This is a genomic window from Rathayibacter sp. PhB151 (assembly GCF_004366415.1).
Taxonomy (GTDB): Bacteria; Actinomycetota; Actinomycetes; order Actinomycetales; family Microbacteriaceae; genus Rathayibacter; species Rathayibacter festucae.
The window spans coordinates 16492-40596 of the sequence record NZ_SOEN01000006.1 but is presented as its reverse complement, the minus strand read 5'-3'; the positions used below and the strand labels follow the sequence as shown (position 1 = coordinate 40596).

The window sequence follows — 24105 nt, the reverse complement described above, 5'->3', positions numbered from 1 at the left end:
GGCCTCTCGTCGGCTGTCCCGCCGGCTCCCGCGCGCTGGCACCCCGCACCGAAAGTTAGATTGGACCCATGAAGCTCGAACTGCGGGGCATCACGAAGCGCTTCGGCGCTCTCGTGGCCAACGATCACATCGACCTCACCGTCGAACCCGGTGAGATCCACTGCCTCCTCGGCGAGAACGGCGCGGGCAAGTCCACGCTGATGAACGTCCTGTACGGGCTGTACCAGGCGGAGGAGGGCGACATCCTGCTGGACGACGTGGTCCAGCGCTTCTCCGGCCCCGGCGACGCCATGAAGGCGGGCATCGGCATGGTGCACCAGCACTTCATGCTCGTCCCGGTCTTCTCGGTCGCCGAGAACGTCATGCTCGGCCACGAGGAGACGAAGTCGGGCGGGCGGCTCGATCTGGCCGCCGCGCGCGCCCGCGTCCGCGACATCTCCGACCGCTTCGGCTTCGACGTCGACCCCGACGCGATCGTCGAGGACCTGCCCGTCGGCGTCCAGCAGCGGGTGGAGATCATCAAGGCGCTCTCCCGCGACGCGAAGGTCCTCGTCTTCGACGAGCCGACCGCGGTGCTGACCCCGCAGGAGACCGACGAGCTGATCGCGATCATGCGGCAGCTGCGCGCCTCCGGGACCGCGATCGTCTTCATCACCCACAAGCTGCGCGAGGTCCGCGAGGTGGGCGACCGCATCACGGTCATCCGCCTCGGCCAGGTCGTGGGGGAGGCCTCGCCGACCGCGAGCAACGCGGAGCTGGCCTCGCTGATGGTCGGCCGCGCGGTCGAGCTCACCGTGCAGAAGGAGCCGGCCCGGGCGGGCGACGAGGCCCTCGTCGTCAGCCACCTCACCGTCCGGGACGCGAACGGGCAGGCCGTCGTCGACGACGTCTCGTTCGAGGTCCGCCGCGGCGAGATCCTCGCGATCGCCGGCGTGCAGGGCAACGGTCAGACCGAGCTGACCGAGGCGATCATGGGCCTGCAGGAGCGCGTCGAGGGCACGGTGACCCTCGACGGCCGACGGCTCGACGGCCTCTCCGTCCGGCGCGTGCTCGACGCCGGGGTCGGCTTCGTCCCCGAGGACCGCACCGAGGACGGCCTGGTCGCCGAGTTCACCATCGCCGAGAACCTGATGCTCGACCGCAGCGACAGCGGCCCCTTCGTCAAGGGCCTCGGCCTGCAGCTGAAGGTGCTGGAGACGTTCGCCGAGGAGCGCGTCCGCGAGTTCGACGTCCGCGCCCAGGGCATCACCACCCACGTCGGCCGACTCTCCGGTGGCAACCAGCAGAAGGTCGTCCTGGCCCGCGAGCTCAGCCGCGAACTGCGGCTGTTCATCGCCGCCCAGCCCACCCGCGGCATCGACGTCGGCTCGATCGAGTTCGTGCACAAGCGCATCGTCGAGACCCGCGACACGGGCGTGCCCGTCATCGTCGTCTCGACCGAGCTCGACGAGGTCGCGGCTCTCGCCGACCGCATCGCGGTCATGTACAAGGGCGGCATCATCGGGATCGTCCCCGCCGATACTCCCCGGGAGACCCTGGGGCTCATGATGGCCGGGCAGTCGCCCGCCGAGAAGGGTGCGGCCGCATGAGCGACGCGCAGTTGCCCGCCGTCGATCCGGACGCCGAGTCCGAGAGGGCGACCGGCCTCGAGCCGGGCCAGAAGCCGGGTCAGGAGGCGCGGCACGGCCCGATCGAGAGCGGGGCCTCGCGCGTCCTCCGCGAGATCCTCTCCGGCACCGCGCTGATGTCGGTGCTGGCCGTCCTGCTCTCGCTAATCGCGGGCGGCGTGCTGATCGCCGCGACCGACCCCGAGGTCCAGTCGGCCTCGGGCTACTTCTTCGCCCGGCCGCTCGACACGCTGCAGGCGATCTGGCAGTCGGTCGCGGGGGCGTACTCCTCGCTCTTCCAAGGCTCGGTCTACAACTTCCGCCGCGAGGGCTTCGCGAACGGCATCAAGCCGCTGACGGACACGCTCGCCTTCGCGACGCCGCTGATCGCCGGCGGTCTCGGTGTCGCCCTGGCCTTCCGCGTCGGCCTGTTCAACATCGGCGGCCGCGGCCAGATGCTGATCGCCGCCGCCTGTGCCGGCTGGGTCGGCTTCTCCTTCGACCTGCCGTTCGGCGTGCACCTGGTGATCACCCTCGCCGCGGGCATCCTGGGCGGTGCGCTCTGGGGCGGCCTCGTCGGCCTGCTCAAGGCGCGGACCGGCGCGCACGAGGTGATCCTCACGATCATGCTCAACTACGTCGCGTTCTACTTCGTCTCCTACCTCCTGCGCACGCCGGGCGCCCTCCAGGCTCCGGGCTCGAACAACCCCAAGTCGCCCGGGATGAAGGACACGGCGGTCTTCCCCGACCTCCTCGGCTCCGGCTACTCGCTGAACCTCGGCTTCGTCGTCGCGATCCTCGCGACGGTCTTCGTCTGGTGGCTGCTCAACCGCTCGAGCATCGGCTTCAAGTTCCGCGCGGTGGGCGAGAACCCGCACGCGGCCCGCGTCGCCGGCATCGACGTCAAGAACAGCTACGTGTACGCGATGCTGCTCTCCGGCGGCCTGCTCGGCCTGGCCGGCAGCGCGCAGGTGATGGGCACGGTCACCACCGGATTCACCTCCGGGATCGACGCGGGCATCGGCTTCGACGCGATCACCGTCGCGCTGCTGGGCCGCTCGCGGCCCTGGGGCGTGTTCTTCGCCGGCATCCTCTTCGGCGCGTTCAAGGCCGGCGGCTACTCGATGCAGGCCGCCGAGGGAGTGCCGATCGACGTGGTCCTCGTCGTGCAGTCGCTGATCGTCCTCTTCATCGCCGCGCCGCCCCTGGTGCGCGCGATCTTCCGCCTCCCGACGCCCGGGGTCGCCCCGAAGCGCCGCACGCGCCGCACCACGGAGGTGTCCGCATGACCACCGCAGTCACCCGTGCCCCCGGGACCGCGTCCCGGGTCGCCGTCCGCAGCTGGAAGGCCCCGATCGCGTTCGGGATCTTCTCGCTGCTGGCCGTGATCCTGTTCGTGGCCCTCGGCCGCGACGGCACCAGCTCGTTCCGCCTCGCCTCCGGCAACGACTTCTTCGCCCTGCCGGACCTGCCGTTCCCGACCCGCGCCACCGGCGTGGTCGTGGCGGTCGTCCTGGTCGGTCTGACGGCGGTCGCCGTCGCGTTCACCCGCTCGGCCCGCCGCCTGCCGCTCTGGCTCTCGGCGCTCTTCGCGCTCGTCTTCCTGGTCGGCTTCCTGGTCTGGGCGTCCGCGGGCGCGACCCTGCCGCTGCCGGGTCTGCTGCTCGGCACCGTCGGGCTCGCGACCCCGCTGATCTTCGGCTCGCTCGGCGGCGTCATCTCGGAGCGCGTCGGCGTGGTCAACGTCGCGATCGAGGGCCAGCTGCTCGCCGGCGCCTTCACCGCGGCGATGGTCGGCTCGCTGACCCGCCAGCCCGTGCTCGGCCTGCTCGCGGCGATGGTCGCGAGCGTGCTGGTCTCGTTCGTGCTCGCCGCCTTCGCGATCAAGTACCTGGTCGACCAGGTGATCGTCGGAGTGGTCCTCAACGTCCTCGTGACGGGGCTGACGAGCTTCCTCTACTCGCAGGTGCTGACCAGCGACGCCGCCGTCTTCAACTCGCCGGTCAAGTTCGACCGGCTGCCGATCCCGGGACTCAGCCAGGTGCCGATCCTCGGCCCGGTGCTGTTCAACCAGACGATCATCGTCTACCTGATGTACTTCGCGATCTTCGCCGTGTGGTGGGGGCTCTTCAAGACGAAGTGGGGCCTGCGGCTCCGCGCGGTCGGCGAGCACCCCCAGGCCGCGGACACCGTCGGCATCAACGTCGCCAGGACGCGGTTCTGGAACGTCTCGCTGGCCGGCGCGATCGCCGGCATGGGCGGGGCGTACTACACGCTCGACGCGGTCGGCGCCTTCGGCAAGGAGATGACGGCGGGCGCGGGCTTCATCGCCCTGGCGGCGGTCATCTTCGGCCGCTGGGACCCGATCAAGGCCACCCTCGCCTCGCTGCTGTTCGGCTTCGCGACCAACCTGCAGAACGTGCTCGGCGTCATCGGCTCGCCGGTGCCGAGCGAGTTCATGCTGATGCTGCCCTACGTGGTGACGATCTTCGCGGTCGCCGGCCTGGTGGGGCAGTCCCGCGGGCCGGCCGCCGCCGGCAAGCCCTATCTCAAATCGTGAGGACGGATCCGATGACCGACATCGACTGGGACGCGCTGCGCACCGCCGCGCTCGACGCGATGGGCAAGGCCTACGTGCCGTACTCGAAGTTCCCCGTGGGGGTCGCCGCCCTGGTCGACGACGGCCGGGTGATCTCCGGCTGCAACGTCGAGAACGCCTCCTACGGCCTGACCCTCTGCGCCGAGTGCGCGCTGGTGTCCTCGCTGCACATGACGGGCGGCGGCCGGCTCGTCGCCTTCACCTGCGTCGACGGCAAGGGCGGCGTGCTGATGCCCTGCGGGCGCTGCCGTCAGCTGCTCTTCGAGCACTCCGCCGACGGGATGCTCCTGCAGACCGTGTCGGGCGTGAAGACGATCGACGAGGTCATCCCCGACGCGTTCGGTCCGCGCACCCTCGAGGCGTACGCGGCCGAGTAGTCCCGCCCCGCCGCCTCCCGCTCCCACTCCTGAACCGAGGACCCCGCATGACCACGTCCACCCCCGTCGAGGCGTTCGACGCCGTCGACGTCATCCGCACCAAGCGCGACCGCGGCACGCTCTCGACCGCGCAGATCGACTGGCTGATCGACGCCTACACCCGCGGCTACGTCCAGGGTGAGCAGATGGCCGCCTTCGCGATGGCCGTGCTGCTCAACGGGATGGACCGCGACGAGATCCGCGATCTGACCCTCGCGATGATCGCGAGCGGCGAGCGGATGAGCTTCGACGGCCTCGGCAAGCGGACGGTCGACAAGCACTCCACCGGCGGCGTCGGCGACAAGATCACGCTGCCGCTGATGCCGCTGGTCGCCTCCTTCGGCGTCGCGGTGCCGCAGCTCTCGGGCCGCGGCCTCGGTCACACCGGCGGCACGCTCGACAAGCTCGAGGCGATCCCGGGCTGGCGCGCGGACCTCAGCAACGAGGAGATGTTCGAGCAGTTGCGGACCGTCGGCGGCGTGATCTGCGCGGCGGGCTCCGGTCTCGCCCCGGCGGACAAGAAGCTCTACGCCCTGCGCGACATCACCGGCACCGTCGAGGCGATCCCGCTGATCGCCTCCTCGATCATGTCGAAGAAGATCGCGGAGGGGACCGACGCCCTGGTCCTCGACGTCAAGTTCGGCTCCGGCGCGTTCATGACCGACATCGAGCGCTCGCGCGAGCTGGCCCGCGCCATGGTCGATCTCGGCAACGACGCCGGCGTCCGCACCACGGCGCTGCTGACCAACATGAACGTGCCGCTCGGCCTCGCGATCGGCAACGCGAACGAGGTCCGCGAGTCCGTCGAGGTGCTCGCCGGCGGTGGCCCCGCGGACGTCCGCGACCTGACCCTCGCGCTCGCCCGCGAGATGCTCGCGCTGGCCGGGCAGCCCGACGCGGACGTCGAGGGCGCGCTCGACGGCGGCGCGGCGATGGACACCTGGCGGGCGGTCATCCGCGCGCAGGACGGCGACCCGGACGGCGCGCTCCCGGTCGCCCGAGAGACGCACGTCGTGCTCGCCGAGCGCGACGGCGTCCTGGTCGAGCAGCAGGCGCTGCCCTTCGGCATCGCGGCCTGGCGCCTCGGCGCGGGGCGCGCGCGGCAGCAGGACGCGGTGCAGCACGCCGCCGGCATCGACCTGCACGCGAAGCCCGGCGACCGGGTCCGCGCCGGTCAGCCGCTCTTCACGCTCTCCGCCGACGAGCCGTCCCGCTTCTCCCGCGCGCTCGAGGCGCTGGACGGCGCGTACCGCATCGGCGACGAGGGCGACGCGGTCCTCGACGGCGGCCCGCTGGTGGCGGAGCGCATCGCCTGACCCTCGCCGCCGCTCGGGTCGACCTCCGGCTCGCGGAACGCCCTCCGGCACGCGGAATCCACGGATTCCGGCGTGCCGGGGCTGTCTCTGCGTGCCGGAGGTGGTTCGGGTGGATGTCCGGCTCGTGGAATCGAGTCGGGCTCGTCGAATCCGCTGGTTCGGGCGTGCCGGTGCCGTCTCTGCGTGCCGGAGGCGAGCCCGGCGGACGTTCGGCTCGGAGGCTCGATTCGGGCTCGTGGAATCCGCGTGTTCCGGCGTGCCGAAGGTGATTCCGCGCGCCGGAGGTGAGCCGAGCGGATGGTCGGGCTCGTGGAACCGGCCCCGGCTCGTGGGATCCTCCACTTCCGGCGTGCCCGAGGTCGTTCCGCGTGCCGGAGGGGCGCGGCCCGCTCGCGGACCCGCCGCGACCCGGACGGGGTGGCAGCCGCGAGGGAGGCCGGCGCGGGCGGCACCGTAAGGTGGTCGGCGAACCGTCGTCCCACCGGAGGAGCACCGTGACCGACAGCACCGAGATCGGCACCAGCCACGAGGAGTACCTCCTCCCGGGCGAGGGCATCCTCATCGACGACCTGCCCAAGGTGTCGCTGCACGACCACCTCGACGGCGGACTCCGCCCCGAGACGATCGTCGAGATCGCCGCGGAGACCGGCGTCGCCCTCCCGGCCGAGGACCCCGAGGCCCTCGAGCGGTGGTTCACGACCACGGCGGACTCCGGCTCGCTCGAGGACTACCTCGCCACCTTCGAGACCACGATCGCCGTCATGCAGACCGCTTCGTCGCTCGAGCGCGTCGCCCGCGAGTTCGTGCTCGACCTCGCCGCCGACGGCGTGGTGCACGGCGAGATCCGCTGGGCGCCCGAGCAGCACCTCCGCTCCGGTCTCACCCTCGATGCGGCCGTCGAGGCCGTGCAGGAGGGACTCGAGCAGGGCGTCCAGGAGGCGGCCGCGCACGGCTCGCGGCTCGGCGTCGGCCAGCTGATCACCGCGATGCGGCACACCGACCGCTCGCTCGAGATCGCCGAGCTCGCCCTGCGCCACCGCGAGCGCGGCGCGATCGGCTTCGACATCGCCGGAGCCGAGGCGGGCTTTCCCGCGTCGCGGCACCGCCCCGCTTTCGAGCTCCTCGCCGCGGCGCACTTCCCGACGACGGTGCACGCGGGCGAGGCCGACGGACTCGACAGCATCCGCTCCGCGCTCCTGGACGGCCGCGCGCTGCGCCTCGGCCACGGCGTCCGGCTCGCGGAGGACATCCGCATCGAGCGCCAGGACGACGATGCCAGCTACGTGACTCTGGGCGAGCTCGCCGAGTGGGTGAAGGACCGGCGGATCGCCCTCGAGCTCAGCCCGTCCTCGAACCTGCAGACCGGGGCGATCGCCGCGTGGGGCACCGAGCTCGCCGACCACCCGTTCGACCTGCTCTACCAGCTCGGCTTCCGCGTCACCGTCAACACCGACAACCGCCTGATGAGCGGCACCACGCTCAGCCGCGAGCTCGCGCTGCTCTCGGACGCGTTCGGGTACGACCTCGACGACCTCGAGGCGTTCCAGGTCAACGCGGCCGAGGCCAGCTTCCTGCCGCTGGACGAGCGTCGCGAGCTGATCGAGACCATCAGCGCCGGCTTCGAGGCGGCCTGAGCATGCCCCTCGACCCGCTCTCCGACGCCGCGGTGGCACTGCGGCACCCCGCTGCCAGCTGGCGCGAGGCGGTCATGGAGGCGGGCCGCGCCCTCGAGCGCAGCGGCGCGGTCGACCCGGCCTACTCCCGCCGGATGGTCGAGCAGGTCGACGTGCTCGGGCCCTACATCGTGATCGCCCCCGGCCTCGCCCTCGCGCACGCCCGCCCCGGCAACGACGTGCTCGCGGACGGGATCTCGGTGGTCACCCTCGCCGACCCCGTCGCCTTCGGCCACAGCACCAACGACCCGGTCTCGGTCGTCATCGGCATCGCCGCCACCCAGGCGCACGGCCACGTCGGCTTCGTCTCCGGCCTCGCCGACGTCCTCAGCAAGCCGGACGCGGTCGCGGCCCTCGCCGCCGCCCGCACCGTCCGCAGCATCAACGCCGTCCTCACCGACGACATCCCGCATCACGGAAGAAGCGCATGAAGATCGTCACCCTCTGCGGCGCCGGAATCGGCACCTCCGCCATCCTCAAGCTCGGCGCCGAGCGGGCCCTCGAAGCCCTCGACCTCGAGGCCGAGGTCGTCGCCTCCGACCTCGCCTCCGTCGACGCCCTCGCCGCCGACGCGCAGGTCATCCTCACCTCCAGCGAGCTGATCGACAGGATCGGCAAGACCTTCGCCGAGGTCGTCGTCATCGACAACTACCTCGACCAGACCGAGATCACGGCGAAGATCGAGCGGGCGCTCGGCTGATCCGCCGGAGGCGGATCAGCCGAGCGGTGCCGTCTTCTGGGCCGCTCCCCGCGCGGCCCAGCGCGGTCGGCTTCTGGAGATAGTGCGTTCCGCAGAGCGGGTCGCGTCGCGCTGTCAAGAATCGCTTGGCACGCGATTCTCGTTCGCGCGCTCTGCCTTAGAGGTGCTCGCTTCTGACCCGTGGTATTGAATTCTGAGCCGCCCCCTGTGCGGCTCAGCGCTGTCGGCTTGTCGACGTGGTGCGTTTCGTGGAGCGTGTCGCGTCGCGCTGTCGAGAATCGCTGGCACGCGAGCTGTGTTGAATTCTGAGCCGCCCCCTGTGCGGCTCAGCGCGGTCGGCTTTGCGACGTCGTGCGTTCCGCAGAGCGGGTTCCGTCGCGCTGTCGAGAATCGCTTGGCACGCGATTCTCGATCGCGCGCTCTGCCTGGAGGGTGCTCGCTCCTGGTGGGTGCGAGGGCGTGACGGGTCGCGAGATGCCACTTGTGTGCGCGACACGCCGGGGGAAGCGGGCTCAAGTGGCATCTCGCGAGGGGGGTCAGGGCATCAGCAGGGTGAGGGTGCGGGTGAGGAGGGCTCGGGCGCGGGCGGGGGAGAGGCGGGTCGGCTGCTCGGCGGCGCGGGCGACGGCGATGCCGTCGAGGACGGCGAGGAGGAGCGCGGCGTCGTCGGGGCCGAGCGGCGCCGTGGGGTGCGCGGCGTGCAGCAGCTCCAGGACGACGTCCTCCGTGCGCGACCAGCCGGCGGTGTGCAGGGCGCGGATCTCGGGGTCGGTGCCGGCGCGTGAGGCGAACGCGGTCCAGACGACGGCGTCGGGGACGTCGGCGTCCTCGACGCAGGCGATCGCCTCGCAGAAGGCGCGGAGACGAGCGTCCGCCGACGGCTCCTCCTCCCGCAGGTCGAGCATCCGCCGGCGGAACCGCTCCTCCACCGCTGCCATCGCGCCGGTCAGCAGCGCCTGCTTCGTCGGGAAGTGGTGCTGGACGGCGCCTGCCGAGACGCCTGCTTCAGCGGCGACGGTCCGGATGCTGAGCTGATCGGCCCCGCGCGTCGAGAGGACGGTGACGACCGCCGAGAGGATGTCGCTCCTGCTCTCGCGCCGATCGGCCACGTGCGCTCCTCTCGATCCGTCCGCTCGAGCAGGCTACGCTCTCGACCATGACCAATACGACTGTATTGCCAATCGCCGAGACGGCGAGAGCGCGCATCGACTCGCTGGACGTCGTCCGCGGCGTCGCGATCATCGGGACCCTCGGCACCAACATCTGGCTGTTCTCCCACCCCTGGGGACTGCTCGGGATGCTCAGCGAGCCGGTGACACCCGGGACGTCCCCGGGCGCGCAGACCGTGCAGCTGGTGCTGATGGCTCTGGCGCAGGGGAAGTTCCTCGCCCTGCTCTCGCTCACCTTCGGCATCGGGCTGGCGATCCAGCACGCGTCGGCGGTCCGTCGGGGTCGGCGCTGGCCCGGCCGCTACCTCTGGCGGGCGACGATGCTCCTGCTCGACGGCGCGGTCAACTACGTGCTGATCGCGGAGTTCGACGTGCTGATGGGCTACGCGGTGACGGGGGCCGTGGTGGCGTGGCTGCTGCTCACCCGGCCGCGGACGCAGCGGCGCACGGTGGTCGTCCTCGGCGCGCTGCACGTCCTGCTGATCTCGGCGCTCGTGGCGCTCGTGGCGACGCAGCCGGGTGCCGGTCAGGGTCCCACCGGTCGCAGCCCGTACGCGGACGCCTCCTTCCTCGGCCTCGCCCTCTTCCGGCTGCAGAACACGGGAGTCTTCCGGGCGGAACCCGTGCTGATCGGCGTCCTCAGCCTGGCGATGTTCCTGCTCGGCGCCCAGCTGCTGCGCGCCGGCCTCTTCGAGCAGGAGGGCCGGCGACTGCGGCGGCGACTGATGGTCCTCGGCGCGCTCGCGGCCCCTGTCGACCTGGCGCTCGGCCTCACCGGGAGCGCGGCCGGTCTGCTGGCCGAGCGCTATCTCGCCGCTCCGCTGGTGGCGCTCGGACTGCTCGCCCTCCTCGCCGAGCTCGGCCTGCGCCGGGGGAGCGACGGCTGGGTCGCGCGTCGCGCTCGCGAGGTCGGCCGGGTCGCTCTGAGCGCCTACCTCCTGCAGAACCTGCTCGGGGGTGCTCTGTTCTACGGCTGGGGTCTCGGGCTCGCGGTCACCGCAGCCCCGTGGCGGGTGCCGGTGACGATCGGCGCGTTCGTCCTGATCGCGGCGATCGTCGTGCTCGCCGCGCATCTCTGGCTCCGCCGCTTCGCTATCGGCCCGGTCGAGTGGCTCTGGAGGCGCGGCGAGCAGCTGGGGAGTCGTCCCTCCCACTGACGATGTGGTGCGCCAGGTCCCGCGCCAGGACGGCGGGGTCGGAACGTCCGTGCGATTCTCCGACGTGGCTCCGTCTCCGAGCCTCTTCACCGCATCGAGAGGACTGAAGTGCGCACTCGAATCCGCTGCACGATCGCCGGGCTCACCACCCTCGGGCTCCTGGCGGGAGGTGCTGTTCTGGGAGCGGGACCCGCCCTCGCTCGGACCCCGTCCTCCCTCGCGTCGGCGGCCGCCGCCTCCTCTGCGACCCCGGAGTGGAGCGCGACCAGGGTCTACACGGGCGGACAGCAGGTGACCCGCCAGGGGAAGCTGTACACCGCCGGCTGGTGGACCCGGGGCGAGGACCCGCTGCTGGTCTCCGGTGCGGTCGGGACGGGCAGGGTGTGGCAGCCCACCGCCGGCGTGAGCGCGCCGTCCGCCGCGCAGGCGCCCGCGCCGACGCCGACCGCCGTGCCCGCTCCGGTGTCGACGCCGACCCCCGTGCGCGCCCCGGCGCCCGTCGCCGCCGCGGTGCCCACCGCCGCGCCCGCGCCGGCAGCCGCCGCGTCGGACCCGTTCCCCGGCGTCGCGGCCTGGAGTGCGTCGGCGACGTACACCGGCGGCCAGCAGGTCGTGCGCGACGGGAAGCTCTACACCGCCGGCTGGTGGACCAGCGGCGCGGACCCCCGCATCGAGTCCGGTGCGATCGGCTCCGGGAAGGTGTGGCAGCCCGCGAGCGCGGTCGCCCCCGCCCCGATCTCGACTCCGGCCCCGACCTCGACCCCGGCCCCGACGACGACTCCGGTCCCCGCGAAGACGGCGGTGCCGACGTCGGCGCCGTCCGCCGCCACGGATCCCGCGAAGGGCCCCGGCACCGCGGCGCCCGTCACCGGAACGTCCCCTGCCGTCCTGCGCTCCGGCTACAAGGACATCACCGTCAACATGGACTGGAACACCCACCAGCTGCGCACCGCGGTCGACGGCCGGATCGTCCCGCTCGTGGGTCCGGACTCCTGGGCGAGCCGGACCGGCAGCAGCGCGGTCACGCTCGCCTTCGCCTCCGGCACCGGGGACGCCCCGAACTGGGCGGGCGTCACGGCGGACGAGTTCCGCAGCTCGATCGACCAGCTGGTCGCTGCGGACGTGGACTACGTGCTCGCCACCGGAGGAGCCTCGGCGGTGTTCACCGCGAACGCCGCGCAGCTCGACTCCTTCATCAGCCGCTACGCCTCGAAGAACCTGATCGGCATCGACTTCGACATCGAGCGCGGGCAGACCGCCGCTCAGATCCGGGAGCTCGCGGACGCCGCTGCCGCGGCCGAGGTGAAGTACCCGGACCTCCGGTTCCAGTTCACCCTGCCCACCGCGGCGGCGTCGGACGGATCGAGGTACAGCCTGACCGACGTCGGAGTCACGACCGTCGAGGCGATCAAGGCCTCCGGCCTGCAGCACTACACCGTCAACCTGATGGCCATGGACTACGGGTCGGCGACCGCCGCGAACGCGGTCATCGACTCGACGACCGGGAGGACCGACATGGGGGCGTCCGCCGTCCAGGCCGCGCGGAACGTGCACGAGAAGCACGGCGTCCCCTACTCGAAGCTCGAGCTGACCGCGATGATCGGCGTCAACGACGTAACCGAGGAGGTCACCTCCGTCGCGGACTTCGAGACGATCGCCGACTTCGTGAAGACGCAGGGCCTCGCCGGTCTGCACCACTGGTCCGTCGACCGGGACACTCCCTCCACCGTGGGCGTGGTGTCTCCGCTGGGCTCCGGGACGGCCATCCCGTCAGGGGCGTTCGCCGCGGTCGTCAACCGCGCCGGCTAGCACCCGTTCCCGATGCTGCGCCGCCCGCCGATCCGCGATCGGCGAGGCGGCGCAGTCCGCCCCGTCACTCCTCCACCGCCTTCAGAGAGTCCTCCGCCGTGCGCTCCACCCCGCCCTCGCCTGCCCCCGTTCCCGCCACCGCACCGTCGTCGCCGCAGCCCTCCTCTCGGTGGGCTGTCCTCCGTGTCGTCCTGTTCGTGCTCGCGGTCGCGATCGCGGTGCTCCTCGGCGTCTCCGTCGCGACACTCGCGGCCGCCTTCGCCCTCACCGCGTCGCTGCCGTTCGCCGTGATCGTGTGGACCGCCGTCTCGCTCCTGCTGGTGTTCCTGCTGGTCGCGGCGGCGGAGCGCCTCCTCCTGCATCGCCGAGCGCCGCGCCGAACCCTGCTGCGGCGGCGGACCCCGGCCGCCGTGGCCGTCGTCGCCACCCTGCTCCTCGGTGCGCTCGGCGGCGCCACGGTCCTCGCGCCGGTTCCCGGGGCCTCGGCCCCCTCGAGCCCGGAGGCGCCGCGGTACGCGGATCTGCCGACCGGCTCGCGGGTGGCTTACTGGAAGGTCGACGCCCCTGAGTCCGACGGCTCCGAGGTGCCGATCGTGTACCTGCACGGCGGCCCCGGGGGCTACATCTCGCCGGGGAACGTCGAGGCGCTCGCGCCGCTCGCCGCGACCGGTCACGACGTCTACCTGTTCGACCAGCCCGGCGGCGGCTCCTCCCCCGACCTGCCGACCAGCGCGTACTCGCTGAAGCGGTCGCTCGCGGACATCGATGCTCTCCGCGAGGAGATCGGCGCGGAGCGGATCATCGTCCTCGGTCACTCGGCAGGGGGGTTCCTCGCCGCCGCCTACGCGGCGAGCCACTCGACGCACGTCGAGAAGGCCGTCCTGGTGTCGCCGGGCACCTACGACGTCTCCGAGGAGGGGCTCCGCGCCGCAGCCGCCGACGAGGCCGCGATGGCCGGTGCCGACGACCGGCACGACGAGCGGGATCCGCTCAACGACCGGCTCGCCTCCCTCTCGTCCCCTCGGCTGATCGCCGCCCTCACCCTGCTGGAGGCGGTGGGCCCTGACGCCGCGTCGAACCTGTACTCCCAGGGGGACGGGAAGCGCGCGAGCGCACTGGCACTCGGCCGCCCGACCGGCGTCAACCTGTACGAGAACCGCCTGCTGACCGCCGATTTCGAGGCGCAGTGGCAGGCCACGATCGCGAAGCTGAGAACGCTCGACGTGCCCACGCTCCTCGTGCGGGCCCAGTACGACTACGTCGACTGGCCCGGCCAGCACGCGCTCGGATCGGCCGGCCCCGACGCTCGCACCGTCTACCTCCCGGACGCCGAGCACGATCCCTGGGACTCGGCTCTCGAGCGCACGAACGCCGTCATCGCCGACTTCGTCCTCGATCGTGAGCAGCCCCTCCACTCGGGTGACGCCAACCCCGCACTGACCGCGACCCCTGAGCGCTGACCTCCCGGCGCGACCAGCGCCGGAGGTCCCGCCTGCCCGCCCGACGACGGTCCACTCGGTCCGCGCCGGTCTCCCTCTCCTCTCCTGCCCCTCTGCCCGTCCCCTTCCCCTGGAGCCGATCCACCCATGTCCTCGATCCCGTCCGACTCCTCCTCACCCGGTCTCCGGCACGCCTCGCGGCGTCCGCGTCCGCTGCTCCGCCGACTCCTGTCCGTCCTCGCGGCGGCCGTCGCCGTCGTCCTCGGGCTCACCCTGTCGACGGTCGCGGCGGCGTTCGCGCTCGCCGCGTCCCTGCCCTTCGCGATCGTCGTCTGGGTGGTCCTGTCCCTGCTTATCGTCTTCCTGCTGGTCTCGGCCGTGCAGCGCCTGCTCCCGCGTCGGCCTCGGCCGGTCCGCCGGTCGGTGCGCCTGCGCACCCCGCTGATCGTCGCCGCGGTCGCGACCGCGGCCGTCGGCGCGCTCGCCGGGGGAACCGTCCTCGCGCCGGTCGGCGGGTCGTCCGTCGGCTTCGGCCCGGTGGCCCCGCAGTACTGGGACCTCTCCACCGGCTCGCACGTCGCGTACTGGAAGACCCCCGCTCCCACTCCCGGGGGATCCGAGGTCCCGATCGTGTACGTGCACGGCGGCCCCGGCGGCTATGTCTCCGCCCTGGACTTCGACTTCCTGCCCGCCCTCGCCGAGACCGGCCACGACGTCTACCTGTTCGACCAGCCGGGCGCCGGCTACTCCGACGACCTGCCGATCCACGACTACTCGCTGGAGCGGTCCGTCGCCGACATCGACGCCGTCCGGGAGAAGACGGGCGCGGATCGCGTGATCCTCGTCGGCCACTCGGCCGGGGGCTACCTCGCCGCCGCCTACACCGCGGAGCACCCCGAGCACGTGGAGAAGGCGGTCCTCCTCTCCTCCGGGACCTACGACCCGTCGGAGGACGGACGGCGCGCGGTCGCCGAGGCGCAGGCGGCAGCCGACGCGCGGCCGGTCGAAGACCCGGCAGTGCCGGCGGAGACCGCAGCGGAGGAGCCCACTCCTCTCCCGCTGGGCGCTCAGCTGCGCGCGGCCGCCGGAGTGGCGCTTCTGCGGTCGGTCGGCCCGGACGCCGCCGTGAACCTGCTCCCGCAGGACGCCGGCAGGCGAGTGGCGGCGGCGTCGCTGGGCGAACCCGGCGGCATCAACTTCTTCTCGAACCTGCTGCTGACCGACGACTTCCTGGCGCACTGGGCGATGACGCTCGAGCAGCTCCACACCGTGGACGTGCCCACGCTGGTCGTGCGGGCGCAGGACGACTTCGTCGACTGGCGCGGCCAGCACGCCCTCGCCGAGGCGATCCCCGGCGCGCAGACGGTCTACATCCCCGAGGGCGGGCACGCCCCGTGGGTGCGGGCTCGCGGGCGCAGCCTCGCCGCCGTGTCCGACTTCCTCCTCGACCGGGCGCAGCCGATCTACACCGGCGAGACCGACCCCGGGCTGGCGGACGTCCCCCACCGCGGCTGACCATCGCTCAGCGCAGGAGCTCGGTGGCTCCTGTCCGCAGGGCGTCGAGGCGGGCGGCGACCGCGCCGCGGCGGGCGTCGGCGCCCGCCTCGTGCGACCAGGCGTCGAGGTAGAGCTTCACCTTGGGCTCGGTGCCGCTCGGCCGCGCGATCAGACGGGCGCCGTCGAGGGTGAACCGCAGCGCATCCGTCGGCGGCAGCGCTCCGCCCGCCGCGAGCAGGTCCTCCGTGCGCTGCACGGCGAGGCCGCCGATCGCGGCGGGCGGAGCGCTGCGCAGCCCCGCCATGATCCGGCCGATCTCGGAGAGGTCGGTCACCCGGAGCGAGATCTGCTCCGAGCCGAAGAGGCCGAAGCGCTCGGCGAAGGCGTCGAGCTCGTCGGCGATCGTGCGGCCCTCGGCGGCGAGCGACGAGGCGAGATCGAGGAAGGCGAGCGCCGCCGAGATCCCGTCCTTGTCGCGGACCGTCTCGGGGTTCACGAGGTAGCCGAGCGCCTCCTCGTAGCCGAAGACGAGGTCCGGGACGCGCGAGATCCACTTGAAGCCGGTCAGCGTCTCCGCGAACTCCAGCCCGTAGTCCCGGGCGACCGCGCCGAGCGCGGGGGAGGAGACGATCGAGCAGGCCAGCGCGCCGCCCGTCCGGCCCGCGGTGCGGGCGCGCTCGGCGGCGCGCCAGCCGAGCAGCGCGCCCACCTCGTTGCCGGAGAGGCGACGGAAGCCGTCCTCGAGCGACGCGTCCGGGATCGCCGCGGCGAAGCGGTCGGCGTCGGGATCGTTGGCGACGATCAGCTGGGCGCGGCCCGAGCGGGCGGTCGCGAAGGAGAGGTCGAGCGCGCCGGCCTCCTCGGGGTTCGGGAACGCCACCGTGGGGAACGCGGGATCGGGATCGATCTGCTCGACGACCACGGCCGGCTCGTCGAAGTCGGCGGCGGAGAGCACCCGGTGCGCGGTCTCCCAGCCCACGCCGTGCATCGCCGTGTAGACGACGCGGAGCGGCGCCGACTGCCGTCCGACCGCCGCCGTCGCGGCGACGTAGGCGTCGACGACGGACTCGTCGGCGACGCGGTACTCGCCCCGCGGCAGCTCGGTGACGCGGCGCTCGGTCGCGACCGCGAGGATCCGCTCGGCGATCGCGGAGTCGACCGGCGGCACGATCTGCGAGCCGTCGTCGTCGCCGCCGAGGTAGACCTTGTAGCCGTTGTCCTGCGGCGGGTTGTGGCTCGCCGTCACCATCACTCCGGCGTCGGCGCCGAGGTGGCGGACGGCGAAGGCGAGCACGGGAGTCGGCAGCAGGCGGGGGAGCAGCACGGCGTCGGCACCCGCGCCGGCCATCAGGGCGGCCGAGTCCTCGGCGAAGACGCGGGAGTTCCTCCGCCCGTCGTAGCCGATGACGATCAGCGGGCGCTCGAGGCCCTGGGCGAGCAGGTGGTCCGCCAGCCCGACGGCCGCCTGCGAGACGAGGACGCGGTTCATCCGGTTGGATCCGGCCGCGATCGCGCCGCGGAGCCCGGCGGTGCCGAAGGCGAGGCGCTCGCGGAAGCGGTCCGCCAGCTCGGCGGCGGCGGCGGGGTCACCGGCCGCGTCGGCCGACAGCAGGTCGACGAGCTCCTGCCGCGTCTCCGGGTCGGGGTCCTGGGCGAGCCAGTCCTCGGCGCGCGCGCGGACGTCCGCCGTCACAGCGTGCCCGTGATCCCGGCCAGGAGACGGGCGAGGTCGTCCTCGGCGTTCCGTCCGGCCTCGAGGACCTCTTCGTGGCTCAGCGGCGTCTTCTGGATGCCCGCCGCCAGGTTCGTGATCAGCGACATGCCCAGCACCTCCATTCCGGCCTCGCGCGCCGCGATCGCCTCGAGGGCCGTCGACATGCCGACGATGTGGCCGCCGATGATCCGGGCCATCTGCACCTCGGCCGGGCTCTCGTAGTGCGGGCCGCGGAACTGCACGTAGACGCCGTCGTCGAGGTCCGCGCGGGTCTCCCGGGCCAGCGCCCGCAGCCGGGCCGAGTAGAGGTCCGTGAGGTCGACGAAGGTCGCGCCCTCGAGCGGGGAGTCGGCGGTGAGGTTGATGTGGTCGCTGATCAGGACCGGGGTGCCGGGGGTCCAGTGCTCCTTGATGCCGCCCGCGCCGTTGGTGAGGATCATCACCGAGGCGCCGGTCGCTGCGGCGACCCGGACGCTGTGCGCGACCCGGCGCACGCCGTAGCCCTCGTAGTAGTGGGTGCGGGCTCCGATGATCAGCGCGCGCTTGCCGGTCGGCAGCAGCACGGAGCGCAGGCTCCCGCCGTGGCCGTGCACGGCCGACTTCGTGAAGCCGACGATGTCGGTCGCCGGGACCGTCGCGGTCGTCTCGCCGATCGCATCGGCGGCCTTGCCCCAGCCGCTGCCGAGCGTGAGGGCGATGTCGTGCTTCTCGACGCCGGTCGCCTCGATGATCTGGGCGGCGGCCTCGGCGGCGATCGCGAAGGGATCGGCGTCGGCGGAGTCGAGCGGATTGGGGGTCTGGTCAGCCATTCCCCCACCCTATCCACGCGCGACGCGGGGACGGGCGAGGCCCGCGGACCCTCCCGGACCCGCGTCGATTGGGCGAACTCCCAGCACGGGAGGACAATGGGAGGCATGCCTTACGAGTTCGAGCGCACGCAGCGGATCGCCGTCCTCGGAGGGGGACCCGGCGGCTACGAGGCCGCCCTCGCCGGAGCCCAGCTGGGCGCCGAGGTCACCCTCGTCGAGCGGGTCGGAGTGGGCGGCTCGGCCGTCATCACCGACGTCGTGCCGTCGAAGTCGCTGATCGCGACCGCCGAGGCCACCAATGCGATCGGCGAGGCCGCCGACCTGGGTGTGCAGTTCTTCACCCGCCACGAGCAGACCAACAAGCCGGTCCGCCCCGAGGTCGCGGTCAACCTCGCCACCGTCAACAAGCGCCTCCTCGGGCTCGCACGCCAGCAGTCCGAGGACATGCGCGCGAATCTCGTGCACCACGGCGTGCGCATCGTGCAGGGCGACGGACGTCTCGACGGCTCGAACGCGCTGATCGTCGCGACCGCGCCCGGCGACGAGGGCATGGACTTCGACCGGATCGAGGCGGACACCATCGTCGTGTCCGTCGGCGCGAGCCCGCGCATCCTGCCCTCCGCCGCTCCCGACGGCGAGCGGATCATGAGCTGGACCCAGCTCTACAACCTCAAGACGGTGCCCGAGCACCTCATCGTGGTCGGCTCCGGCGTCACCGGCGCGGAGTTCGCCTCCGCCTACCGCGCCCTCGGCGCCAAGGTCACGCTGATCTCCTCCCGCGACCAGGTCCTCCCCGGCGAGGACGCGGACGCCGCCGCCGTGATCGAGAACGTCTTCAAGCGCAACGGCATGGTCGTGCTGTCCAAGTCGCGCGCCGACCGCGTCGAGCGCACCGAGACCGGTGTCCGCGCCGTGCTGTCCGACGGCCGCGTGGTCGAGGGCTCGCACTGCCTGATGGCCGTCGGCTCGATCCCGAACACCGCCGGCATCGGCCTCGAGGAGGCGGGCGTCCAGCTCACCGAGTCGGGCCACATCCGCGTCAACCGCGTCGCCCGCACCAGCGTCCCCTCGATCTACGCGGCCGGCGACTGCACCACCTTCCTGCCCCTCGCCTCGGTCGCCGCCATGCAGGGCCGTACCGGCGTCTTCCACGCCATGGGCGACGCGGTGAACCCCACCGAGGTGCGCAACGTCGCGGCGAACATCTTCACCCAGCCCGAGATCGCGACCGTCGGCTGGAGCCAGAAGGAGATCGAGGAGGGGCTCGCCCAGGGCGAGATCTACAAGCTCCCCCTCGCCGCCAACCCCCGGGCCAAGATGATGGGCATCCGCGACGGCTTCGTGAAGGTCTTCGCCCGCACCGGCTCCGGCACCGTCATCGGCGGCGTCATCGTCGCCCCCAAGGCCAGCGAGCTGATCTTCCCCCTCGCCCTCGCCGTTGAGCACCGCCTCACCGTCGACCAGGTCGCCCGCGCCTTCACCGTCTACCCCAGCCTCACCGGCTCCATCTCGGAGGCGGCGCGCGCCATGCACATCGTCAGCTGACGCTGACGATGTGCGCGCCCATCTCTGAGCCGCTCCCCGCGCGGCTCAGCGCAGTCGGCCTGTCGACGTGGCGCGTTCCGCAGAGCGGGCTCCGTCGCGCTGCCGAGAAACGCTGGCACGCGTTTCTCGGTCGCGGCGCTCTGCCCTGCGGGTGAGCGGCTCCGGCGGGTGCCCGACCCACGCTGATCGAGGGAGGGTCTACTTGGAAGAGACGCCCGCAGCCATGCTGGTCGAGTAGCCCCGAAGGGGCGTATCGAGACCCTCCCACCCCAAGGACGTCGGTCTCTTCTCCGTCCTGCGCTGGCGCCGAAGGTGCCCCCTCCGCTCAATACGCCCGCTGCGCGGGCTACTCGACCAGCATGGGGCGGCCGCGACGCGGGGTCCTGCGGAGGCGCATCGGCCGATCATGCTGATCGAGTAGCGCGGAGCGCGCGTATCGAGATCCGACGCTGCCCGAGGCGCGGCGTCAGCTGCGGTGCGAGCGTCATTCAACCGCACTGCTGATCAAGGGAGGGTCTCGATACGCCGCTTCGCGGCTACTCGACCAGCATGTGCGCACCTGCGCGGCTACTCGACCAGCATGTGTGCGCCGTTGCGCGGCCGCTCGACCAGCATGTTCCGGAGCAGACCGGAGCGGTGCAGTGTCGGGCAGAGCGCGTGAGCGAGAAACGCGTGTGAGCGTTTCTCGGCAGCGCGACGCGACCCGCTCTGCGGAACGCACCATGTGAACGGGCCGACTGCGCTGAGCCGCGCGGGGAGCGGCTCAGAAAAAGGCTCAGCTCTCGATAGAGAGCAGCACGTGGCCTGAGGACACCGTGGTGCCCGCCTCCGCGTTCAGGGAGCGGACGACGCCGTCCTTGTGGGCGGTGAGGGGCTGCTCCATCTTCATGGCCTCGAGGACGACGACGAGGTCGCCGGTGACGACGGTGTCGCCCTCGGCGACGGCGACCTTGACGATGGTGGCCTGCATCGGCGCGGTGACGGAGTCGCCGGTGACGGTGCTGACCGAGCCGGCGCCGCGGCGCTTGGGGGCGGCAGCAGCGGGGCCGCGAGCGGGACCGGAGCCGACGAGGTCGCCGGGCAGGGTGACCTCGACGCGGCGGCCGTCGACCTCGACCACGACGCTCTGGCGCGCGGCCGGTCCGTCGATCGCGCCGGGCTCGCCGCTCCACGCCTCGATGGTGTTGTCGAACTCGGTCTCGATCCAGCGGGTGTAGATCGAGAACGGCTCGTCGCCGGCGGGGGCGAAGGCCGGGTCCTCGACGATCGCGCGGTGGAACGGCAGCACGGTCGGCAGGCCGGTGACCTCGAACTCGGCGAGGGCGCGGCGGGAGCGCTCGAGCGCCTCGGCGCGGGTGGCGCCGGTGACGATCAGCTTGGCCAGCAGGGAGTCGAACGAGCCGGAGATGACGTCGCCGGCCACGACGCCGGAGTCGACGCGGACGCCCGGTCCGCCGGGCGCCTTGAAGACGTGCACGGGGCCGGGGGCCGGCAGGAAGCCGCGGCCGGCGTCCTCGCCGTTGATGCGGAACTCGAACGAGTGGCCGCGCGGCTGCGGGTCCTCGTAGTCGAGCAGGCCGCCCTCGGCGAGGCGGAACTGCTCGCGGACGAGGTCGATGCCGGTGACCTCCTCGGAGACGGGGTGCTCGACCTGCAGGCGGGTGTTCACCTCGAGGAAGGAGACGGTGCCGTCCTTGCCGATCAGGAACTCGCAGGTGCCGGCCCCGACGTAGCCGACCTCGCGCAGGATCGCCTTCGACGCGCGGTAGAGCTCGGTGTTCTGCTCGTCGGTGAGGAACGGCGCGGGCGCCTCCTCGACCAGCTTCTGGTGCCGGCGCTGCAGCGAGCAGTCGCGGGTGGAGACGACGACGACGTTCCCGCTCGAGTCGGCGAGGCACTGGGTCTCGACGTGGCGCGGCTGGTCGAGGTACTTCTCGACGAAGCACTCGCCGCGGCCGAAGGCGGCGATCGCCTCGCGGGTGGCGGAGGCGAACATCTCCTCGACCTCGTCGCGCTCCCGGGCGACCTTGAGGCCGCGGCCGCCGCCGCCGAAGGCCGCCTTGATGGCGACGGGGAGGCCGAACTGGTCGACGAACTCGAGCACCTCGGCGGCGCCCGAGACGGGGTTCAGGGTGCCGGGCGCGAGCGGAGCGCCGACCTTCTCGGCGACGTGACGGGCCGAGACCTTGTCGCCGAGGCGCTCGATGGCCTCGGGGGATGGGCCGATCCAGATCAGTCCGGCGTCGATGACGGCGCGGGCGAAGTCGGCGTTCTCGGCGAGGAAGCCGTAGCCGGGGTGCACGGCGTCGGCGCCGGAGCGGCGGGCGACCGAGAGCAGCTTCTCGATGACGAGGTACGTCTCGGCGCTGGTCGTGCCGCCGAGCGCGTACGCCTCGTCGGCGAGGCGGCTGTGCACGGCGTCGCGGTCCTGATCGGCGTAGACGGCGACGGAGGCGATGCCGCTGTCGCGGGCGGCCCGGACGACGCGGACGGCGATCTCGCCTCGGTTGGCGATGAGCACCTTCGTGATACCTGGCATGGTCCCCAACCCTAGAGGGCGCCCCGCGGATGCCCGGCGCGGCTCACCACAAAGAAGGGCGAGCGCTTCGTCGGTTCCGCACAAGGGCCGCCAGGAGCGGGCGGTGTCAGCGGTTCCCGGGTGTCAGCGGTTCCAGAGCGACGGCCAGGACACCCCGAGCTCGCGCACGAGCGAGCGCAGCGTCGGCACGGACATCCCGATCACCGTCGACGGGTCGCCCTCGATCGCGGTGATGAAGCCGGCGCCGCGGCCGTCGATCGTGAACGCGCCGGCCACCTCGAGCGGCTCCCCGGTCGCGACGTAGGCGTCGATCTCGTCGTCCTCGATGTCCGCGGCGAAGGTGACGGCGGCGGAGGTGACCGCGCCGGTCTCGGCGACGATCCGCCCGCCGCGGTGGTCGATCAGCCAGTGGCCGGAGTGCAGGCGTCCGGTGCGCCCGCGCTGCGCCCGCCAGCGCTCGCGGGCGCGCTCGGGCTCGTGCGGCTTGCCGTGCACGACGCCGTCGAGCACGAAGGCGGAGTCGCCGCCGAGGACGAGTCCGTCGATGTCCGGCCCGAGGACGGCCGTCGCCTTGGCACGGGCGAGCAGCGCCACGGTCGCGTCGGCGTCCAGCGCGGCTCCGCGCTCCCGCTCGGCCCGGGCGACGGCGGCCGGCTCGTCGACCTCCGAGGGGACGACCACGGGCTCGATCCCGGCGGCGCGCAGCAGTGCCAGCCGGGCGGGGGAGGTGGAGGCGAGGTGGAGGCGCACGAGGGCTCCCTGCGATCGGGCCCACGCTGTGGGATGCTCGACGGATGGCACAGACTCCGCCCCGAACGTCCGACCCGGCCGCGGAGACCGGCGGAGCACTCGGGACCGAGATCGAGCTCGACATTAGCAACGTGGCCCACGGCGGTGTCTTCGTCGCCCGGCACGAGGGCCGCGTGGTGTTCGTCCCCGATGTGCTCCCCGGCGAGCGGATCCGCGCTCGCGTCAGCGAGGTCCGGCACGACAGCTTCTGGCGGGGCGAGGCGCTCGAGGTCCTCGAGGCGTCGCCGCACCGCGTCGAGCACGTCTGGGCGCAGGCGGGCATCGACCGCCGCCCCGAGGAGCGCGTCGGCGGCGCCGAGTTCGGCCACGCCGCGCTCGAGTACCAGCGCGAGCTCAAGCGCGCGGTGCTCGTCGACTCCTTCTCCCGCTTCGCCCGGCGCGAGGTCGACGTCGTCGTCGCCCCCGTCGCGGGCGACGACGAGTCCGGCGGCCTCGGCTGGCGCACCCGCAACCGCCTGCACGTCGACGACTCCGGCCGCGTCGGTCCCTATGCCGCGCGCAGTCACCACGTCGTCGACGTCGAGGGCCTGCCGCTCGCGACCGCCGCCTCCTCGGCCGCGGCTCCGCTCGACCAGCGGCTCGCACCCGGCTCCGTCGTCGACCTCGTCGACGCCGCAGGATCGGACGGCGCGGCCGTGCTCGTGCACGATCCGTCCGACAAGCGCGCCCGGAGGGACCGGACGGTCGTCTCCGAATTCGTCGCGGACCGCACCTTCCGCGTCGACCGCTCCGGCTTCTGGCAGGTGCACCGCGGAGCCGCGGCGACCCTCTTCGACGCGGTGCAGGCCGCCGTCGACGCCGGCGTCGCCGACGTCCGCGCCGCCAACCACGACCTCTACGGCGGAGTCGGGCTGCTCGCCGCAGCGCTCGCCGACCACCTCGGCGCCGGCGTCCGCGTCACGAGCGTGGAGAGCGATGCCCGGGCCACGGAGCACGCCCTGGAGAACCTCGCCGATCAGGTCGGTGCCCGCGCGGTGACCGCCCGGGTCGACCGCTACCTCCGCGACGCACTGGCCCAGGCCGACGCCCGGGAGCGCGGGCGCTGGCGGGCCGCGACGGTCGTCCTCGATCCGCCCCGGGCAGGAGCCGGCCGCGCGGTGACCGACGCCCTGATCGAACTCGCGCCCGCGCAGCTGGTCTACGTCGCCTGCGATCCCGTGGCACTCGCCCGCGACGTCGGCGCGCTCTCCGCCGGCGGCTACGAGCTCGAGCGGCTCGACGGCTTCGACCTCTTCCCGCACACCTCGCACGTGGAGGCCGTCGCCCGCCTCGTGCGCCGAGACGGCTGAGCGCCGCGTCGCTAGCA

At 72.8% G+C, this 24105-nt stretch carries 19 protein-coding genes; 14 read left to right on the top strand and 5 right to left on the bottom strand.

Translation table 11 applies throughout. The annotated features are described in order from the left end of the window. Positions 1–68: 68 nt before the first annotated feature. The 8 genes from EDF35_RS00750 (at position 69) to EDF35_RS00715 (ending at position 8311) form a co-directional block, all read left to right on the top strand. A complete protein-coding gene (locus EDF35_RS00750) occupies positions 69–1589 on the top strand; it encodes an ABC transporter ATP-binding protein (RefSeq protein ID WP_133960461.1) in 1521 nt (506 codons plus the stop codon). Next, the gene (locus tag EDF35_RS00745) at positions 1586–2896 is read left to right on the top strand and encodes an ABC transporter permease (RefSeq protein WP_133960460.1); all 1311 of its coding nucleotides are present in this window, start codon (positions 1586–1588) and stop codon (positions 2894–2896) included. Before EDF35_RS00750 ends, EDF35_RS00745 begins: the two co-directional genes overlap by 4 nt. Continuing rightward, entirely contained in the window at positions 2893–4167 is a 1275-nt protein-coding gene (locus EDF35_RS00740; RefSeq protein WP_123702571.1) for an ABC transporter permease, read from the top strand. Before EDF35_RS00745 ends, EDF35_RS00740 begins: the two co-directional genes overlap by 4 nt. Before the next feature lie 11 nt (positions 4168–4178). After that, positions 4179–4583, top strand: a complete 405-nt coding sequence (locus EDF35_RS00735; protein WP_123445294.1) for a cytidine deaminase — start codon at positions 4179–4181, stop codon at positions 4581–4583. Between the two features lie 47 nt (positions 4584–4630). Beyond that, on the top strand, positions 4631–5938 hold the full coding sequence (locus EDF35_RS00730; RefSeq protein WP_133960459.1) for a thymidine phosphorylase: 1308 nt from the start codon (positions 4631–4633) through the stop codon (positions 5936–5938). A gap of 512 nt (positions 5939–6450) precedes the next feature. Continuing rightward, entirely contained in the window at positions 6451–7572 is a 1122-nt protein-coding gene (locus tag EDF35_RS00725) for an adenosine deaminase (RefSeq protein WP_133961435.1), read from the top strand. Between the two features lie 2 nt (positions 7573–7574). Further along, the gene (locus EDF35_RS00720) at positions 7575–8042 is read left to right on the top strand and encodes a PTS sugar transporter subunit IIA (RefSeq protein ID WP_123702574.1); all 468 of its coding nucleotides are present in this window, start codon (positions 7575–7577) and stop codon (positions 8040–8042) included. Continuing rightward, entirely contained in the window at positions 8039–8311 is a 273-nt protein-coding gene (locus EDF35_RS00715) for a PTS sugar transporter subunit IIB (RefSeq protein WP_127886065.1), read from the top strand. Before EDF35_RS00720 ends, EDF35_RS00715 begins: the two co-directional genes overlap by 4 nt. A 536-nt stretch (positions 8312–8847) precedes the next feature. Here the strand turns inward: EDF35_RS00715 and EDF35_RS00710 are convergent. Beyond that, a complete protein-coding gene (locus EDF35_RS00710) occupies positions 8848–9420 on the bottom strand; it encodes a TetR/AcrR family transcriptional regulator (RefSeq protein WP_133960458.1) in 573 nt (190 codons plus the stop codon). Positions 9421–9467: 47 nt separating this feature from the next. Between EDF35_RS00710 and EDF35_RS00705 the strand changes: the two genes are divergently transcribed. From EDF35_RS00705 to EDF35_RS00690, 4 genes are all read left to right on the top strand, one after another. Further along, positions 9468–10637 carry a DUF418 domain-containing protein gene (locus EDF35_RS00705; RefSeq protein ID WP_133960457.1) on the top strand — a complete coding sequence of 390 codons (1170 nt, stop codon included), beginning with the start codon at positions 9468–9470 and terminating at the stop codon, positions 10635–10637. Between the two features lie 108 nt (positions 10638–10745). Further along, on the top strand, positions 10746–12446 hold the full coding sequence (locus EDF35_RS21100; protein WP_133960456.1) for a carbohydrate-binding protein: 1701 nt from the start codon (positions 10746–10748) through the stop codon (positions 12444–12446). A 98-nt stretch (positions 12447–12544) separates the two neighbouring features. After that, positions 12545–13906: an alpha/beta hydrolase gene (locus EDF35_RS20560; RefSeq protein ID WP_166673971.1), complete on the top strand. Its 1362-nt coding sequence runs from the start codon at positions 12545–12547 to the stop codon at positions 13904–13906. Positions 13907–14032: 126 nt separating this feature from the next. After that, positions 14033–15400 carry an alpha/beta hydrolase gene (locus EDF35_RS00690; protein ID WP_133960455.1) on the top strand — a complete coding sequence of 456 codons (1368 nt, stop codon included), beginning with the start codon at positions 14033–14035 and terminating at the stop codon, positions 15398–15400. Between the two features lie 7 nt (positions 15401–15407). Here the strand turns inward: EDF35_RS00690 and EDF35_RS00685 are convergent, their stop codons facing one another. Beyond that, positions 15408–17075: a phospho-sugar mutase gene (locus tag EDF35_RS00685; RefSeq protein WP_133960454.1), complete on the bottom strand. Its 1668-nt coding sequence runs from the start codon at positions 17073–17075 to the stop codon at positions 15408–15410. Then, positions 17072–17905 carry a purine-nucleoside phosphorylase gene (locus EDF35_RS00680; RefSeq protein ID WP_133960453.1) on the bottom strand — a complete coding sequence of 278 codons (834 nt, stop codon included), beginning with the start codon at positions 17903–17905 and terminating at the stop codon, positions 17072–17074. The genes EDF35_RS00685 and EDF35_RS00680 overlap by 4 nt, the downstream gene beginning before the upstream one ends. Before the next feature lie 105 nt (positions 17906–18010). On the opposite strand from EDF35_RS00680, the gene EDF35_RS00675 reads away from it, so the two are divergent. Further along, positions 18011–19450 carry an NAD(P)H-quinone dehydrogenase gene (locus EDF35_RS00675; RefSeq protein WP_123445304.1) on the top strand — a complete coding sequence of 480 codons (1440 nt, stop codon included), beginning with the start codon at positions 18011–18013 and terminating at the stop codon, positions 19448–19450. Positions 19451–20225: 775 nt separating this feature from the next. On the opposite strand, the gene EDF35_RS00670 is transcribed toward EDF35_RS00675, so the two are convergent. Together EDF35_RS00670 and EDF35_RS00665 are read right to left on the bottom strand one after the other, a co-directional pair. Further along, on the bottom strand, positions 20226–21989 hold the full coding sequence (locus EDF35_RS00670) for a biotin carboxylase N-terminal domain-containing protein (RefSeq protein WP_133960452.1): 1764 nt from the start codon (positions 21987–21989) through the stop codon (positions 20226–20228). 123 nt (positions 21990–22112) lie between these two features. After that, positions 22113–22739, bottom strand: a complete 627-nt coding sequence (locus EDF35_RS00665) for a Maf family protein (RefSeq protein WP_133960451.1) — start codon at positions 22737–22739, stop codon at positions 22113–22115. A 44-nt stretch (positions 22740–22783) separates the two neighbouring features. On the opposite strand from EDF35_RS00665, the gene EDF35_RS00660 reads away from it, so the two are divergent. Then, positions 22784–24088: a TRAM domain-containing protein gene (locus tag EDF35_RS00660; protein WP_133960450.1), complete on the top strand. Its 1305-nt coding sequence runs from the start codon at positions 22784–22786 to the stop codon at positions 24086–24088. The last annotated feature ends 17 nt before the right edge of the window (positions 24089–24105 follow it).

Excerpts from the sequence above, each read along its gene's own strand:
- EDF35_RS00670 (WP_133960452.1), bottom strand. The coding sequence starts at position 21,989 with ATGCCAGGTATCACGAAGGTGCTCATCGCCAACCGAGGCGAGATCGCC.
- EDF35_RS00675 (WP_123445304.1), top strand. The coding sequence starts at position 18,011 with ATGCCTTACGAGTTCGAGCGCACGCAGCGGATCGCCGTCCTCGGAGGG.
- EDF35_RS00720 (WP_123702574.1), top strand. The coding sequence starts at position 7,575 with ATGCCCCTCGACCCGCTCTCCGACGCCGCGGTGGCACTGCGGCACCCC.
- EDF35_RS00735 (WP_123445294.1), top strand. The coding sequence starts at position 4,179 with ATGACCGACATCGACTGGGACGCGCTGCGCACCGCCGCGCTCGACGCG.
- EDF35_RS00745 (WP_133960460.1), top strand. The coding sequence starts at position 1,586 with ATGAGCGACGCGCAGTTGCCCGCCGTCGATCCGGACGCCGAGTCCGAG.
- EDF35_RS00730 (WP_133960459.1), top strand. The coding sequence starts at position 4,631 with ATGACCACGTCCACCCCCGTCGAGGCGTTCGACGCCGTCGACGTCATC.
- EDF35_RS00690 (WP_133960455.1), top strand. The coding sequence starts at position 14,033 with ATGTCCTCGATCCCGTCCGACTCCTCCTCACCCGGTCTCCGGCACGCC.
- EDF35_RS00740 (WP_123702571.1), top strand. The coding sequence starts at position 2,893 with ATGACCACCGCAGTCACCCGTGCCCCCGGGACCGCGTCCCGGGTCGCC.
- EDF35_RS00715 (WP_127886065.1), top strand. The coding sequence starts at position 8,039 with ATGAAGATCGTCACCCTCTGCGGCGCCGGAATCGGCACCTCCGCCATC.
- EDF35_RS00750 (WP_133960461.1), top strand. The coding sequence starts at position 69 with ATGAAGCTCGAACTGCGGGGCATCACGAAGCGCTTCGGCGCTCTCGTG.
- EDF35_RS00680 (WP_133960453.1), bottom strand. The coding sequence starts at position 17,905 with ATGGCTGACCAGACCCCCAATCCGCTCGACTCCGCCGACGCCGATCCC.
- EDF35_RS00660 (WP_133960450.1), top strand. The coding sequence starts at position 22,784 with ATGGCACAGACTCCGCCCCGAACGTCCGACCCGGCCGCGGAGACCGGC.
- EDF35_RS00705 (WP_133960457.1), top strand. The coding sequence starts at position 9,468 with ATGACCAATACGACTGTATTGCCAATCGCCGAGACGGCGAGAGCGCGC.